The organism is Bacillus sp. FJAT-26390 (assembly GCF_001682865.1).
Taxonomy (GTDB): Bacteria; Bacillota; Bacilli; order Paenibacillales; family Paenibacillaceae; genus Pristimantibacillus.
In genome coordinates this window covers 460,760-474,942 of sequence record NZ_MAQX01000011.1, presented here as the reverse complement: position 1 = coordinate 474,942, position 14,183 = coordinate 460,760, and the positions used below count along the sequence as shown (strand labels likewise).

13 protein-coding genes and 1 pseudogene are annotated in these 14,183 nt (G+C 49.0%); 7 read left to right on the top strand and 7 right to left on the bottom strand.

Translation table 11 applies throughout. From position 1 onward, the window contains the following. Nucleotides 1-12: 12 nt before the first annotated feature. Both A7975_RS13720 and A7975_RS13715 read right to left on the bottom strand, forming a co-directional pair. Entirely contained in the window at nt 13-879 is an 867-nt protein-coding gene (locus A7975_RS13720; protein ID WP_053377252.1) for an AraC family transcriptional regulator, read from the bottom strand. A 94-nt stretch (nt 880-973) separates the two neighbouring features. Beyond that, a complete protein-coding gene (locus tag A7975_RS13715; protein WP_065385895.1) occupies nt 974-2,116 on the bottom strand; it encodes a zinc-dependent alcohol dehydrogenase in 1,143 nt (380 codons plus the stop codon). Between the two features lie 140 nt (nt 2,117-2,256). Between A7975_RS13715 and A7975_RS13710 the strand changes: the two genes are divergently transcribed. Then, on the top strand, nt 2,257-3,117 hold the full coding sequence (locus tag A7975_RS13710) for a lipoate--protein ligase family protein (protein WP_053377925.1): 861 nt from the start codon (nt 2,257-2,259) through the stop codon (nt 3,115-3,117). On the opposite strand, the gene A7975_RS13705 is transcribed toward A7975_RS13710, so the two are convergent. The 5 genes from A7975_RS13705 to A7975_RS13685 form a co-directional block, all read right to left on the bottom strand. Beyond that, the gene (locus tag A7975_RS13705; protein WP_065385452.1) at nt 3,114-4,061 is read right to left on the bottom strand and encodes a phosphotransferase; all 948 of its coding nucleotides are present in this window, start codon (nt 4,059-4,061) and stop codon (nt 3,114-3,116) included. The two genes, A7975_RS13710 and A7975_RS13705, sit on opposite strands and share 4 nt — an antisense overlap. A gap of 50 nt (nt 4,062-4,111) precedes the next feature. Continuing rightward, nucleotides 4,112-4,540 (bottom strand): threonine/serine exporter family protein, encoded by a 429-nt coding sequence (locus A7975_RS13700; RefSeq protein WP_053377250.1) that lies wholly within the window; start codon nt 4,538-4,540, stop codon nt 4,112-4,114. Between the two features lie 25 nt (nt 4,541-4,565). Continuing rightward, on the bottom strand, nt 4,566-5,324 hold the full coding sequence (locus A7975_RS13695) for a threonine/serine exporter family protein (protein WP_065385451.1): 759 nt from the start codon (nt 5,322-5,324) through the stop codon (nt 4,566-4,568). A 35-nt stretch (nt 5,325-5,359) separates the two neighbouring features. Then, nucleotides 5,360-6,547 (bottom strand): M20 family metallopeptidase, encoded by a 1,188-nt coding sequence (locus A7975_RS13690; protein WP_065385450.1) that lies wholly within the window; start codon nt 6,545-6,547, stop codon nt 5,360-5,362. A gap of 84 nt (nt 6,548-6,631) precedes the next feature. Then, nucleotides 6,632-7,480 carry an AraC family transcriptional regulator gene (locus A7975_RS13685; protein WP_082198184.1) on the bottom strand — a complete coding sequence of 283 codons (849 nt, stop codon included), beginning with the start codon at nt 7,478-7,480 and terminating at the stop codon, nt 6,632-6,634. 127 nt (nt 7,481-7,607) lie between these two features. Here A7975_RS13685 and A7975_RS13680 point away from each other — a divergent pair, with 127 nt between their 5' ends. The 6 genes and pseudogenes from A7975_RS13680 to pstA all read left to right on the top strand — a co-directional run bounded on the left by A7975_RS13680 (nt 7,608) and on the right by pstA (nt 14,182). Next, complete coding sequence (locus A7975_RS13680; RefSeq protein WP_141680293.1) at nt 7,608-9,671, top strand: beta-galactosidase; 2,064 nt, start codon at nt 7,608-7,610, stop codon at nt 9,669-9,671. 387 nt (nt 9,672-10,058) lie between these two features. After that, nucleotides 10,059-10,454: pseudogene (locus tag A7975_RS35650) on the top strand (CBS domain-containing protein); the annotation flags it as partial. Next, on the top strand, nt 10,455-11,150 hold the full coding sequence (locus tag A7975_RS35645; RefSeq protein WP_141680328.1) for a methyl-accepting chemotaxis protein: 696 nt from the start codon (nt 10,455-10,457) through the stop codon (nt 11,148-11,150). Nucleotides 11,151-11,249: 99 nt separating this feature from the next. Beyond that, on the top strand, nt 11,250-12,251 hold the full coding sequence (locus A7975_RS13670; RefSeq protein ID WP_065385448.1) for a PstS family phosphate ABC transporter substrate-binding protein: 1,002 nt from the start codon (nt 11,250-11,252) through the stop codon (nt 12,249-12,251). A gap of 190 nt (nt 12,252-12,441) precedes the next feature. Next, nucleotides 12,442-13,305 carry a phosphate ABC transporter permease subunit PstC gene (pstC, locus tag A7975_RS13665; protein ID WP_442950666.1) on the top strand — a complete coding sequence of 288 codons (864 nt, stop codon included), beginning with the start codon at nt 12,442-12,444 and terminating at the stop codon, nt 13,303-13,305. Between the two features lies 1 nt (nt 13,306). Then, on the top strand, nt 13,307-14,182 hold the full coding sequence (pstA, locus tag A7975_RS13660; RefSeq protein WP_065385447.1) for a phosphate ABC transporter permease PstA: 876 nt from the start codon (nt 13,307-13,309) through the stop codon (nt 14,180-14,182). Nucleotide 14,183 lies beyond the last annotated feature (1 nt).

Sequence of the window (14,183 nt, the reverse complement as noted above, 5' to 3'; positions counted from 1 at the left end):
CATTGAAGCTGGCTATTGCCTGTTCCACACGAGCATTTTACGCTGGAATTGCTTCGGCGAGCAGTCGTTGTATTTTTTGAACATTTTATAAAAATGAGCCATATTCGGCATCCCGATTCGTTCGCCAACCTCCGAAATGCTTAAATCCTTCGTCAGCAAAATCCGCTCCGCCCATTTGACTTTGCGATAGTTTACATATTCCGTAAACGATAAGCCAATCGTTTTCTTAAAATATTTGACGAAATAGTAATAGCTCATATTGGCGATTTTGCAAACCTCTTCGACCTGAATCCGATCGGTCAAATGATTTTCGATATAGTCCAGCACGGGCTTTAGGCGTATGCGGTCGAAGTTATCCTGCTCGATCAGCACCTTACGGCTGTCGTGGCGCAGCAGCAGAAGCAATATTTGCTTAATAAGCACGCTGACGGCCAGCTCATAGCCGGTTTCCTTGTGGGTCGCCTCATTTAATATTTGCTGAATGCATGATGCGGTCTGCTGCTTAACCGAACTATTTTCCGCAAAAATATAGTTGGCTTTGCTCAGCGGCAGCTGCGTCTCTGAGAAATAACGCATATAAGGAATCGTGCTTTGATCAAAGAAGGGCTCAAGATCAAATTGGAGCACGATATAATCGAGCGTGCTATGGCTGCGATCGCGGTGCAGCTCGGATGCCCCGATCAGGACCACGTCTCCGGGCGCAAGATGGAAGCACTCTTCATCCACATAGATGTCCAAATTACCTTCCAAAATGAGCAACAGCTCAAGCTGCTTATGATAATGCCAGTTCGTAAATCCATCAAGATTGCGCACCGTTTGGAAAATGCGCAGCGACAGCAATGGGTTCTCATATGCGACTTTTTCATTTATAGCTTCCATGTTTATTGAATCCCCCTTGGCGCTGCATGACAATACCCTTATTGTAGTGAAAGCGCAGGTCATTAGCAATAAGGAGGAGGCATATAAACGTGATTTACGGTTTAATGACGACCTTTATGCAGCCGTCTTCCTTGTTATTGAATATTTTGTAGCCATTTTCTGCGTCCTCCAAATGAATCCGGTGCGTTATGATGTCGGTCGGATCAAACTCGCCAGCTTTAATCTGTCTATAGAGCTCAGGCATATAGTGGATCACGGGAGCCTGTCCCATGCGTAAGTTGATGTTTCTTCGAAACAAGTCCCCAAACGGAAATAGATTATAATTCATTCCATAAACACCCGTTACCTGTATTGTGCCACCCTTGCGAACGAGATTAACAGCCATCCGAAAAGCGCCCAAGCCGCCGCCTTGCAGCTTTAGCATCGTTTGAATTTTTTCGGCGATTGTTTTTTCTGAGTCGAGTCCGACGCAATCAATGACCACATCCGCTCCGCCGCCGGTAATCTCTTTTAGATGCTCAACAAGATCATCCATCTCTCCTACGTTAAACGTCTCGACCTTATTCGTTTTTTTGGCATGCTCTAACCGGTACTTTGCATAATCGACGGCAATGACTCGTTTTGCGCCTTTTTTCCAAGCGAACTTTTGCGTCAGCAAGCCTACTGGACCGCTCCCCAAAATAATAACGGTATCGCCTTTTTTGACGCCTGCATTGTCTACGCTCCAATACGCAGTAGGAATAATGTCGGAGAGGAAGACAAGCTTCTCATCCTCAAGCTCTGCATCCTCTGGCACTTTAAACGGAACAAAATTGCCGTAAGGAACGCGCAGCAATTCAGCTTGACCGCCTGCATACCCGCCGTATGTCTCCGAATAACCAAAATATCCGCCTGAATCTCCATGTAAAAATTCATTCGAATTGTCACACTGGCTTTCAAGCTGATGATTGCAAAACCAGCATTGGCCGCATGCGACGTTAAACGGAATAATGACACGATCCCCTTTTTTGACATGTGTGACCTCGGGGCCAACGGCTTCGACGATTCCCATTGGCTCATGCCCAATCACGTAATTATCTGGCATGTTCGGAATTTCTCCATTATAAATATGGAGATCCGAGCCGCAAATTGCAGTTGTTGTAATGCGTACTAATACATCGTCTGGCTTTTGAATAGAAGCATCGGAAACTTCTTTTACCTTTACTTTTTTCATTCCTTGATAAGTGAGTGCTTTCATCATCTAGCCCCTTTCTCCATCGGTATTTGTATTTTGTCCTAAAAGGGGAATAGAAGATGCATGTATGCTCATTTATCGGTAAAATAGATGTTGGAGCAACAACGCGGAACGATGAGCAGGAGAGGGCTGGGCGAAGACGAATGGAATGGGATTCGATTGAGGATTTGGGACTTGATAATGTGTTGCTGCTGGATCGGATGAATGAGCTTGATGAGCGGGATGTATTATATCCGTTCGCGCTTGATGAGCTGCTTTGCAGGCAAACGGGACGGGGAGGGCCGGCAATCTGCCATATATGGCGCCATCCGAGAGGTTTTGTGATGGGGCTGAAAGACAGCCGTCTACCCGGTGCCTCGGAAGCAGAGCGGCTACTGCAAGCCGATGGATGGGCTACCGCCGTCCGTAATTCAGGGGGAGCCGCTGTACCGCTTGACTTAGGGGTCATCAATATTTCGCTTATTATGCGCAAGCCCGATGTGGATTCGTTTCATTTTCATGAAGATTTCGAGCGCATGTACGGGTTGATCCGTCACGCGCTGAAGGAAACGGGCTGCCGAGTCGACAAGGGCGAAATACGAGGAGCGTATTGTCCAGGCGAATTTGATTTGAGCATCGATGGGTTGAAATTTTGCGGCATTGCGCAGCGGCGGCAGACACATGCCTATATCGTGCAAGCCTTTGTTGTGGCGGAGGGGTCAGGACAGGAGCGGGCAGGCTTCGTTCGCTCTTTCTACGACAAAGCAGCAGATAGGCAAAACGCGAGCGATTTTCCACTGGTGACGGAAGAGAGCACGGCTAGCTTGGAGCAGCTGACGAATCTGGGCGCTGGCGCTGGACGAGCTTTTGTAGATGCGCTCAAAGGAGTAATCCTGTCTCAGCAGACGGAATCTGGTTTAAGGGAAGCGGAGGAGAAGCTGGCCATGCCGACCTCCGAGCAGATTTTATCAATGGCAGCGGTATTGCGCGCAAGGTATGCGATTCAGGAGAAGGAAGCCGACTAGAGCTGTAAGCCTTTGGCGCATTGGAGGAGGTTTGACGTTGTTTCGTCAAGCTGCTGCTTCAATTGTTCGATAGGCCATGTGCCGTTGTTTGCTTGGATGTCATTTGTAATCAGCTTCAGCATCCATAATGAGAAAAGACATGAAAATAAATAATAACCTCGTTTGAATGCGGATTTTTGCAGCCCGTATCCATCCTGCTCAATTAGCAGGAGGTAACGATCCAGCAAGCGCTCGCGTACGGTGGGTGACATCTCTTTTGGAAAGGTTGGATGAGAGAGGTCGATAACATGATACAGATCCCAGTAGCGGCTGTTCAGATGGGCATGCTCCCAGTCGAGTACCTTTATTTGTCCGTTTACGCTAGCATAGTTGCCAAGGTGCAGATCGCCGTGCGAAAATACCCGATCCTCCGCTTCAACGTTTTCATGCTGGAGCATTGCAAATAAGGAGCTGAGCAGTGAACTTGGCAGGCTTGGCCACTGTGCTGCAAGCTTATAGGAACTGGTTCCCTGAAGGAGCAGCTCCTTGAGGATAACGCTTGCTTGGGGCTTTGGTCCGCGCAGCGGGGCATGCAGCAGATGACTTGTCGGCAGCGCGTGCCAGTTAGCTATGTAGGAGATTAAATCCGATGCTTTGTCCTCGTCAAAAGCATGCTTCAATGCTCCTAAATCTTCGAACATCATCCAATAGGATGTTGTATCCGCTGAAGAGGAGCAGGCAAGCAATTGCGGATAGATACGTGGAAGAGCCGGCAAAACATGCTCATATACCCATGCTTCCTTGCCTAATTGCTCATGATTTGTGAGCGGCTTAAAAATAATCGTCTCGTTTGACGCTAGGTAGATCCGTTCGACGCTGCTTCCGTTCATCCCCTTATAAAGCGTTTCCCTCCGCCATATTTTCTCTTCGATGATTCGGCCGTCAGGCCCTACGATAGGATGCATGAATGATTCCCCTCTCTGGCGCTTGCTGGTGCTGGGCAATCGATATTTTATTAACGCTCGGATTTCCGGATGATTTGATTAATGACTTCTGAGAAAACGAGTCCTATCGCAATCGCTCCCGAGATCATAAATGCTTTGACGGCCAGCTGTACCGCTATGTCATAGTTATCTTCAACGACGTTCCGCATCGCATCGTACGCGAGTCCGCCAGGCACTAAAGGGATGATGCCCGATACGCTAAAGACGATAATGGGCGTTTTGTATAGCTTGGAAAATAACTGGCTGATCACGGTTACAACAAAAGCGGCGATAAGCGTAGCCGGTATAACGTCCAATGAGAGCTGCGTACACGAAACATAAATAAGCCAGCCAACCATACCGACAGCGCCGCAGTGCGCAAGCGTCCGCTTCGGCACGTTGAAGATGAGACCGAAAGCGGCTGAGGCGATGAAGCTTGTGAATAGCTGTTCCAGCATCATCAACGTGATGCACCTCCGTTATTAATTAGTAGAAAGACAGCACAGCGGCAATGCCTGCGCCGACGGCAAATGCAGTCAGAAAAGCTTCCGCACCCTTCGATAGACCCGATACGAGATGCCCCGCCATCAAATCTCTGACAGCGGCGGTAATATGAAGGCCAGGTACAAGCGGCATGACCGAGCCGATGATGATTTTGTCCAGATCATATCCGAGCCCCTTATGTACAACAAACACAGACAGCGTTCCGATGATCAAAGCGGTAATAAATTCTGCGAAAAATTTGATGGGCACGATGCGGTGCAGCCGTACAAAAAACGCGAAACCAAAGCCCCCGATCAGCACGACGGGAATAAAGTCGCCCCAGCTGCCTTGGAACATGATAAGGAAGCAGCCGCTTGCGATCGCCGCTGCCAACACTTTTAACCAAGCAGGGTAGATGAATGCATGGGTATCTACCTCTTGCAGCATTCTATGGGCATCGCCTGCCGCAAGGTTGCCTGAGCTGATTTTTCTGGAAATATCGTTCACTAACGAAACCTTAAGCAGGTTAGTCGAGCGTTCTGAAATTCGAATAAGCTTCGTCATTTGCGATGAGCCGTCGATGGCAAAAATAATGCCGGTCGGCGTAACGAAGCTATGCGAATTCTCAATGCCGTAAGCAGCGGCTATCCGCATCATCGTATCCTCGACACGGTAGGTTTCGCCGCCGTTTTGCAAAATGATTTTGCCGGCTAATAAACAGATTTGCGTAATCTCATGGCTATTGATGATGGGTTTGTCCATATGGGCGAGCCCTCCTTATGCGAGCGAAGTCGGTGTTATGAGCTGCTCTTCGTTTGCTGCTCGAATTCGGTGCGAATTCGGGCGAGCAGGGCAGGATCTGCAAACACGTCATATGCTGTGGCGGCGAGCATTTTAGCTCCAAAAAGCATGCCGTCGAGCGCATATTCAGTCATTGCGGCATCGCGGAACGCTTCCGTATGAAGGAGCAGTCGATCCTGCACGACCTTAACGAAAGGATGGATAGCCGGACAGCGAACGGATACGTTGCCGAGGTCAAGCGAGCCGTGATCCTTTCCGGTCTCGATTTGCTCCGGGAGAATGCCTGCTTCAATAAGATTTGCATTAAACCGTTCGGATAACGCTTCGTTGGTCAGCAGCTCGTCATAGGAGAACTCGAATGCATTTGTTGTTAGCGTACAGCCTGTTTGCAGGGCAGCACCCTCTGCACAGCGAAGCACCTTGGCGGTCAGCTCATTCGTGTAAGCGCGGGAAGCCGAGCGAATATAAAACTTTGCCGATGCATAGTCAGGGATGATATTCGGCGCTTTGCCGCCATCGTCGATTATGCCGTGAATGCGTGCGTCGCTGCGCGTCTGCTGACGGAGTGCATTGATGCTGTTGAACAGCTGAAGCACCGCGTCAAGCGCGTTAATGCCTTCATAAGGGCTTGCTGCTGCATGGGCGGATAAGCCATGAAATTCAAATTGCAGCGCATCAAGGGCGAGTGACTCTCCGGAGCGCTCGAAGGTATGGTAGGGATGAGCCATTAACGCAAAATCGCAATCATCAAATAAGCCGGCTGCCGCCATCGGAACTTTAGCGCCGCGAGTCTCCTCGGCTGGCGTGCCGTAGATGCGGATTTTTCCGCCGATGCCGCTGCCTTCGAGTGCGGCTTTAAGTCCAACCGCTGCGGCAACGCTCATGGAGCAGATCAGATGATGCCCGCAAGCGTGCCCGATCTCCGGCAGCGCATCGTATTCGCATAACAAGCCGACCGTCGGTCCAGACTTGCCCGTATCATAGACAGCGATAAACGACGTTTTAATGTCAAGGATGCCCCGTTCCACCTCGAAGCCATACTTCGACAGCTCGCTGCAAAGCAGCTCCGATGCGAAAAACTCCTCATGGCCAAGCTCGGGCCTATTGCCTACGGCGCGTGATATGGCACGAAATGCCTCCGCATAGTGATCAATCTCGCTAAAAATCAATTTTTTGTTGGACATCGTTGTATTTAAACCTCCTGAAATGGTGAGAAACATGTGTAACGTTATTTTAGGCTCGTATACGTGCTTACTGCCCCCAACCACCTAACGCATCCCATGTATTTTCTTGAATTGCTCCGGGCTTAAGCCCTCGAGCCGTTTGAAAACAGAGCTGAAATAGCTGGGTGAATCGAAGCCGACGCGCTGCGCGATTTCATGCATTTTGATATCGCTCTCGCGGAACATGAGCTCCTTGCTCCGATTGACGCGTTCCCGATTCACATACTCCATCGGCCGCATTTTGAGCGCTTTCTTGAACAATAAGCATAAGTACTGCGGCGTTACGTCAATACAAGCGGCGAGATCCTTTATCGCGATCAGTCCATTGTAATGTGCTTCAATATATTGAAGCACAGGCTGAAGCTTCAAATAATTTTGCTCAACCGAGTGAGAGCTTACAAGGATAACCTTCATCAAATCGAGCAAAAACATGTAAACGAGCTTCGAGCATTCCAGTCCTAGAAAGGATCGGCCAGACTGCGTCATAGCAGAAATGTTTTTCATATGGGTAACAATCATATCATGATCGGCAGTAGAATAGACACCTGATTGCGTAATTCCTGCCTGCCTGAACAGCTTATCGGACAAGTCCCCGCGAAAGCTCATCCATATGACCTCCCAAGGCTCCTGAACGGAATAGTAAGCATGCTGCTCGTTTGGAAAAAGGCAAAACCCTTGACCGGCGCGAACGGTCATGATCTGATCGCCGACACGGAGCTCGCCTGTTCCTGCTATGACTTGAAGCCATTGAAAATGGGGATAGCCGTTTGGACGGTCAATCGACTCTTGATTGCTCCAATGCCCGATGCTGGTGAGATATACGGGAAGAGTCGTGTCCGTCTCTGTCAAAGTCGGGAAAACCATCGTGTCGATAATAGCAGCCTCCAGGTTCATATTTTTAAAGGGATGCGAAAATACTATTATATAGTTGGTTCAAAGAACGAGATATAATATGAATATCATTATAGTATAACCAATGATGAGTACAATCAAGACGAAACTGGAGGTTGCTGAACCCATTATGAAATTCGCCCCGATAAGTCCTAAAATACCGCAAATGCTGCATGGTGCAGATTATAATCCGGATCAATGGCAGAAATACCCCGAGGTGCTGGAGGAAGATATCCGGCTGATGAAGCTTGCGCATTGCAACGTCATGTCGGTCGGTATTTTTGCATGGATGGCTATTGAGCCGGAAGAAGGCGTATTTACGTTCGATTGGCTTGATACGCTGCTCGATAAATTTGCCGCTAACGGCATTTATGCTTTGCTTGCAACGCCAAGCGGAGCGCGTCCCGTATGGATGTCTCAAAAATATCCCGAGGTGCTGCGCGTTGCCCCAAACGGTATTCGCAATTTGCATGGCGCACGCCATAATCATTGTTTCTCCTCCCCGGTATACCGGGAGAAGGTAGCCATTATGAATACGAAATTAGCTGAACGTTATTCGGAGCATCCTGCCGTCATTGGCTGGCATATTTCGAACGAGTACGGCGGCGAGTGCCACTGCTCGTATTGCGAAGAGGCTTTCCGTGGCTGGCTGAAAAATAAATACGGAACAATCGAAACGCTTAACGATGCTTGGTGGACGACGTTTTGGAGCCATACGTATACCGATTGGAGTCAAGTGGAGTCCCCGACGGAGCGTGGCGAGAAAGCTGTTCACGGCCAGAACGTGGACTGGAGAAGATTCGTAACTGACCAGACTGTTGATTTCTGCAAGCACGAAATCGATCCGCTGCGCGCTGCCAATTCGGAGCTTCCGATTACGACAAACTTTATGCTTGATTTTGAGCCGCTTAACTATTGGAAATTTACCGAGCTGCTTGATGTCATTTCTTGGGATGCCTACCCGACTTGGCATGACAATGGCAGCGACGACAGCGAGCAGGCGGCATGGATCGGTTTCAACCATGACGTATTCCGCTCGCTTGGCGGCGGCAAGCCGTTCATGCTGATGGAAAGCACGCCGAGCATGACGAACTGGCAGCCGATCAGCAAAGTGAAGCGTCCGGGCATGCATTTGCTCTCGTCGCTTCAAGCAGTCGCGCATGGCTCCGATACGGTACAATACTTCCAGTGGCGCAAAAGCAGAGGGTCAAGCGAGAAGCTTCACGGCGCAGTCGTTGACCATGTGGGCCATGAGCATACGCGCGTATTCCGCGATGTTGCTGAGCTTGGCGCTACGCTTGAGAAGCTAAGCGAGGTTGTCGGCACGACGGTGAAGCCTGAGGTTGCCCTTATCTATGACTGGGAAAACCGCTGGGCGGTGAAGGATTCGCAAGGGCCGCGCAATAGCGGGCTGCATTATGAAGAAACAGCGAAGCGCCATTATCGACCGTTCTGGGATCTTGGTGTTCCGGTCGATATTATTGATTCGGAATGCGATTTTGAATCCTATAAGCTGCTTGTAGCCCCGATGCTGTACATGGTTCGTCCAGGCGTTGGTGAACGTATCGAGCGTTTTGTGGAAAATGGCGGCATCTTCGTTGCGACTTATTGGACGGGCATCGTAGACGAGAATGACTTATGCTTCCTAACCGGTTTCCCGGGACCGCTGCGGAAGACGCTTGGCATATGGTCCGAGGAAATCGATTCCCTGCATGACCATGATTCTAACCGCGTTGTGATGAGCGACGGAAATGCGCTTGGTCTCACCGGCGAATATACAGCTCGTGAGCTATGTGACCTTATCCATCTTGAAGGCGCGCAGGCGCTTGCGGTATACGGAGAAGATTTTTACGCTGGCAGGCCAGCCTTGACCGTTAACCGTTTGGGTGCGGGCAAAGCTTACTATATCGCATCGCGTAATGATGCCGTATTTACGAATGATCTGCTTTCCACGATCGTGAAGCAAGAGGGCATAAGACGTGTAATCGATTCGGAACTGCCGGATAGCGTAACCGCTCAGCTTCGTACAGACGGCGACAACGATTACGTATTCGTATCGAACTTCAGCGCAAGCGAAGTTTCGGTTGCCCTCGACGGACGGAGCTATTCCGATTTGTTAACGGGTGCCTCCTTCGACGATAGCTTGGAACTAACAGCCTATAGCTGCCGTATTTTGAAGCGCGAGTCCAACTAAATTTGCTCATTTCCAAAAGCTGTGTGAAGCGTACAGAACCTAGTACGCTTCGCTCAGCTTTTTTATGTTTACAGGACTTTGGTCGCACTAACTTTTGCTTAAAACCGTTTGAGTTTACCGAATCGATAAAAACAAAAGGTGAATTTAACATTGCGAAAACATTTCAGCATATTCCTGTTGATGCTTCCGACCTATAGTGATTGCAAGAGGAAATAGAAGGAAGGGTGATGGTGAGTGACAGCGACTGTTCTAGAGAAAGAAAAAGACACGGATATCGAGAAAATTGAGCGTACTGATCCGAACGCACCGCTTAACGGAGAAGTTTTGCCGCAAGAAGCCAAAGCAGAGAAAGGACAAGCCCCGGAAGAGGCGGCGACTCCTCGAGTGATGGCAGCTTCACCAGCTGCACAGCCAGCGAGGCTTCAGCATTTTTTGCGCCAAGCACCAACGATTACAGCAGAGCAAACATGCCGGGAAACGATATCTGTGTTTAAAATGCATCCAGAATGCGAATGTGTCATCGTGGTCGGGGAGCAAGGGGCTCCTATCGGCTTGATGATGCGGAATCGTTTTTTCTTAAAGCTGGGGCATCGCTTTAGCGCAGATTTGTATGATGATAAGCCTATATCGAAGCTTATGGATGCAAGCCCTCTGCTGGTGGATTATGATTTTGCGCCTCAGCAGCTCATTGACAGTGCATTAAGCCGTCACGAAAGTGTCCTATATGATTGTGTCATCGTTACGTCAAACGGCCGTCTCGCCGGAATTCTGACCGTTTCCGATATGCTCAAGCTGTCCAGATTGCTGCAGCAGGAAGCGGTTGACAGCCAAATGAGAACGATACGCTCGGCAGAGCAGCGCGTAACTGAAATCGAACAAGCGGTCAGCAGCGTTCGCGAGTCGACATCACAAGGCGAATCCTTGTCGGTAGAGATGGTAGATTTGACGCTGTCCGGTAAAAACGAACTAGATAAAGTAATGAAAGCTTTTGACGCGATCGCAGCAAATTCGCAGCTTCAAGAAAACCGGATGAACGAGCTGCAAGCCGAGGCAGGCTCGATCAGCAAAGTATCTCTATTAATTAAAGAGCTGGCAGAGCAAAGCAATCTGCTCGCGCTTAATGCTTCTATTGAAGCAGCGCGTGCAGGCGAGCATGGCCGCGGCTTCGCTGTAGTAGCCGGCGAGGTGATGAAGCTTGCAGGCCAAACGAAGCAATTCGCCAACGAGATTACGACTTTAACCAGAACGATCGTTCAAGCCATCTCGCAGACGACTGAGCTTGCGCATGCTGGCCGCTCCGAGACTTCGGCTAGCGAGGCCCATGTCAATGAGGCGGTAGAGGCGTTTAATCGACTGTTCCGGGCAGCGGCAGACAACCGAAACAGCGCAAAGCAGATCGGATCGTTATCCGAACAAGCGCATCTGCAATCGGTTCATGTAGCCGACGAAATGAAAAAATTGCAGCAATCATACTTTTAACATGGAATTTACAAAAACAGAATACGAGGTTTACAAACGGCTAGTAGTATAAGAGGCACAGGGGCAACCTGGGCAGACATAATAAGAGGAGTGGTAAAGTTGTTAAAGAAAAAAAGCTTTAAGGGGATCTTGATGTTGTCGATGGTGGCGGTACTCGTATTCGCAGCTGCTTGTGGTAACAGTGCAAATGGCGGAAATAATGGATCGGCAAATACAGGTTCTACAAACAACGCAGCTACAAACGCTCCAGCTGACGAAACGGTAAAACTAGCAGGCGAAGTTAAAGTTGACGGATCAAGCACAGTGTTCCCACTTACGGAAGCTGCTGCTGAAGAATTCAACAAAGAGCACCCTGACGTACGTGTTCCTGTCGGCGTATCTGGCACAGGCGGCGGCTTCAAGCAATTTTGCGCAGGCGAGATCGCAATCGCAGATGCTTCCCGTCCGATCAAAGAAGAAGAAGCAGCAGCTTGTAAAACAGCTGGCATCGAATACACAGAGCTTTCTGTAGCATTTGACGGTTTGTCTGTAGTCGTTAGCAAAGACAATGACTTTATCGATCACTTGACGGTTGAAGAGCTTAACAAAATTTTCGTAACAGGCAGCACAGTGAAAACATGGAAAGATGTTCGCGACACATTCCCTGCAGAACCAATCGTTATGTTCTCGCCAGGCGCTGATTCCGGCACTTATGACTACTTTAACGAAGCTATTCTTGAAAAAGCGGGCATCCGCAACGATAAAGCAATCAGCTTCTCCGAAGATGACAACGCGCTTGTTCAAGGCGTAGCAGGCAGCAAATACGGCATTGGCTACTTCGGATTTGCATACTTCGAAGAAAACCAAGACAAGTTGAAAGTCGTTCCGGTTGATGGCGGCAGCGGCGCTATCACTCCATCGCATGACACGATCAAAGATGGCACTTACGCTCCATTGTCCCGTCCGCTCTTCATCTATGCGAACAACAAAGAGCTTGAGCGTCCAGAAGTAAAAGAATTCGTTAAATTTTACATCAACAATATCGGAACATTTGCTAATGAAGTTGGATATGTAGCTCTTCCAGACGAGCAATACGCTACGGAAGCTGCAAAAATTCAATAAACAGTAAATTTGGTAGATGATAAAATGTGGTGTCTTGCGGGACATCACATTTTTCACGAAACATATGTAAACGAATTGTAAAGGCAAGAAGGAGGACGCCGCAATGCCAAGGCAAGGGCTGCAAACGGCCACTAAAGCTCAAATAGCAAGCAAGGAATTATATAATTTCAAAAATAACCGCGTTAGCATCATGAATAAATTGATGCCGATCCTATTGTTTCTATGTGCATCCGTATCCGTTCTTACAACAATCGGGATTGTCGTCACACTCATCTCAGAAACCTATCAGTTCTTTCAAAAAATACCGATTTTTGATTTCTTGTTTGGGACAAAATGGTCACCGTTAATCCCTCCCAAAAGCTTTGGCGTTCTACCTCTCTTGTCAGGTACGCTTATGATTACGCTTATTGCCTGCTTAGTTGCAATACCGCTAGGCTTGGCAAGTGCCATTTATTTATCGGAATATGCGCCGAAGCGGGTTCGCAAAATCATTAAACCGATTCTTGAGGTTCTCGCAGGAGTACCAACAATCGTTTATGGTTATTTTGCACTAAGCCTTGTAACACCGCTTATTCAGAGTATTTTCCACAGCGCCGGCGTGTTCAACGCGCTGAGTGCCGGTATCGTAGTCGGCATTATGATTATTCCGATGGTTTGCTCGCTAAGTGAGGATGCGATGTCATCCGTGCCACGCACCTTGCGCGACGGTGCGTATGCGCTTGGCGCTACAAGATTTGAGGTTGCGCTAAAAATCGTAGTGCCCGCTGCCTTCTCCGGTATCGTGGCATCGGCCGTGCTCGCTTTCTCGCGCGCGATCGGTGAGACGATGATCGTTACGGTTGCGGCAGGTTCCACGCCTAATATGACCGCTAATCCGCTCGAGAGTATCCAGACAATGACCGCCTATATCGTTCAGGTCAGCCTCGGAGATACGCCGCACGGGACGGTTGAGTATGGATCGATCTTCGCGGTCGGCATGACGCTGTTCGTCATTACGTTCCTGCTCAATATTCTTGCCCAGTATATCGCAAGAAAATTCAGAGAGGAGTACTAAGATGAACATATTTCAAGACGCGAACCGTAAGCAAATCGCTAATCGGCGGAAGACGGATTGGATGCTGCATATCCTGTTTGTCGTAGCCACTTCAATCGGCGTTCTCGCGCTTTGCGCGTTAATCGTAGATATTTTAATCGATGGCATTTCCCGGCTCCAGCCAGACCTATTCACGAACTTTCCGTCTCGTAAAGCGGATGGTTCCGGCATGAAGTCTGCGCTCGTCGGCACGATTTACATGCTGCTTCTTATGGCGCCGATTTCCTTTATCTTCGGCGTTGGAGCAGCGATTTATCTAGAGGAATATGCGAAGAAGGGCAAGATTACCCGGATGATTCAGCTAAATATCAGTACGCTAGCAGGTGTTCCTTCTATTGTATACGGTATTTTGGGGTTAACCTTGTTCGTCCGTCTTCTAGCGCTTGATCGCAGTCTCATTGCCGGCGCGCTAACGATGACGCTGCTTGTTCTTCCGATTATTATCGTTTCCGCCCAGGAAGCCATTCGCGCCGTTCCCAAATCGCGCCGTGACGCTTCGTTCGCGCTTGGAGCGACCAAATGGCAAACAGTTTCACGTTCCGTTATGCCATCTGCGCTTCCCGGCGTATTAACAGGCGTCATTCTAGCGATGTCGCGGGCAATCGGAGAGACGGCGCCGCTCGTTATGATCGGAGCATTGACTTACGTCGCATTTTTACCAAATGGCCTTAAGGATTCGTTTACCGTTATTCCGATTCAAGTGTACAACTGGTTGTCCAAGCCTCAGCTAGAATTCAAGGAGCTTGCGGCCAGCGGTATTATCGTTTTACTCGCATTACTGTTGCTAATGAACTTCTCAGCTATTTTGCTTCGCAACAAGTATCAGAAAAACGTTTAAA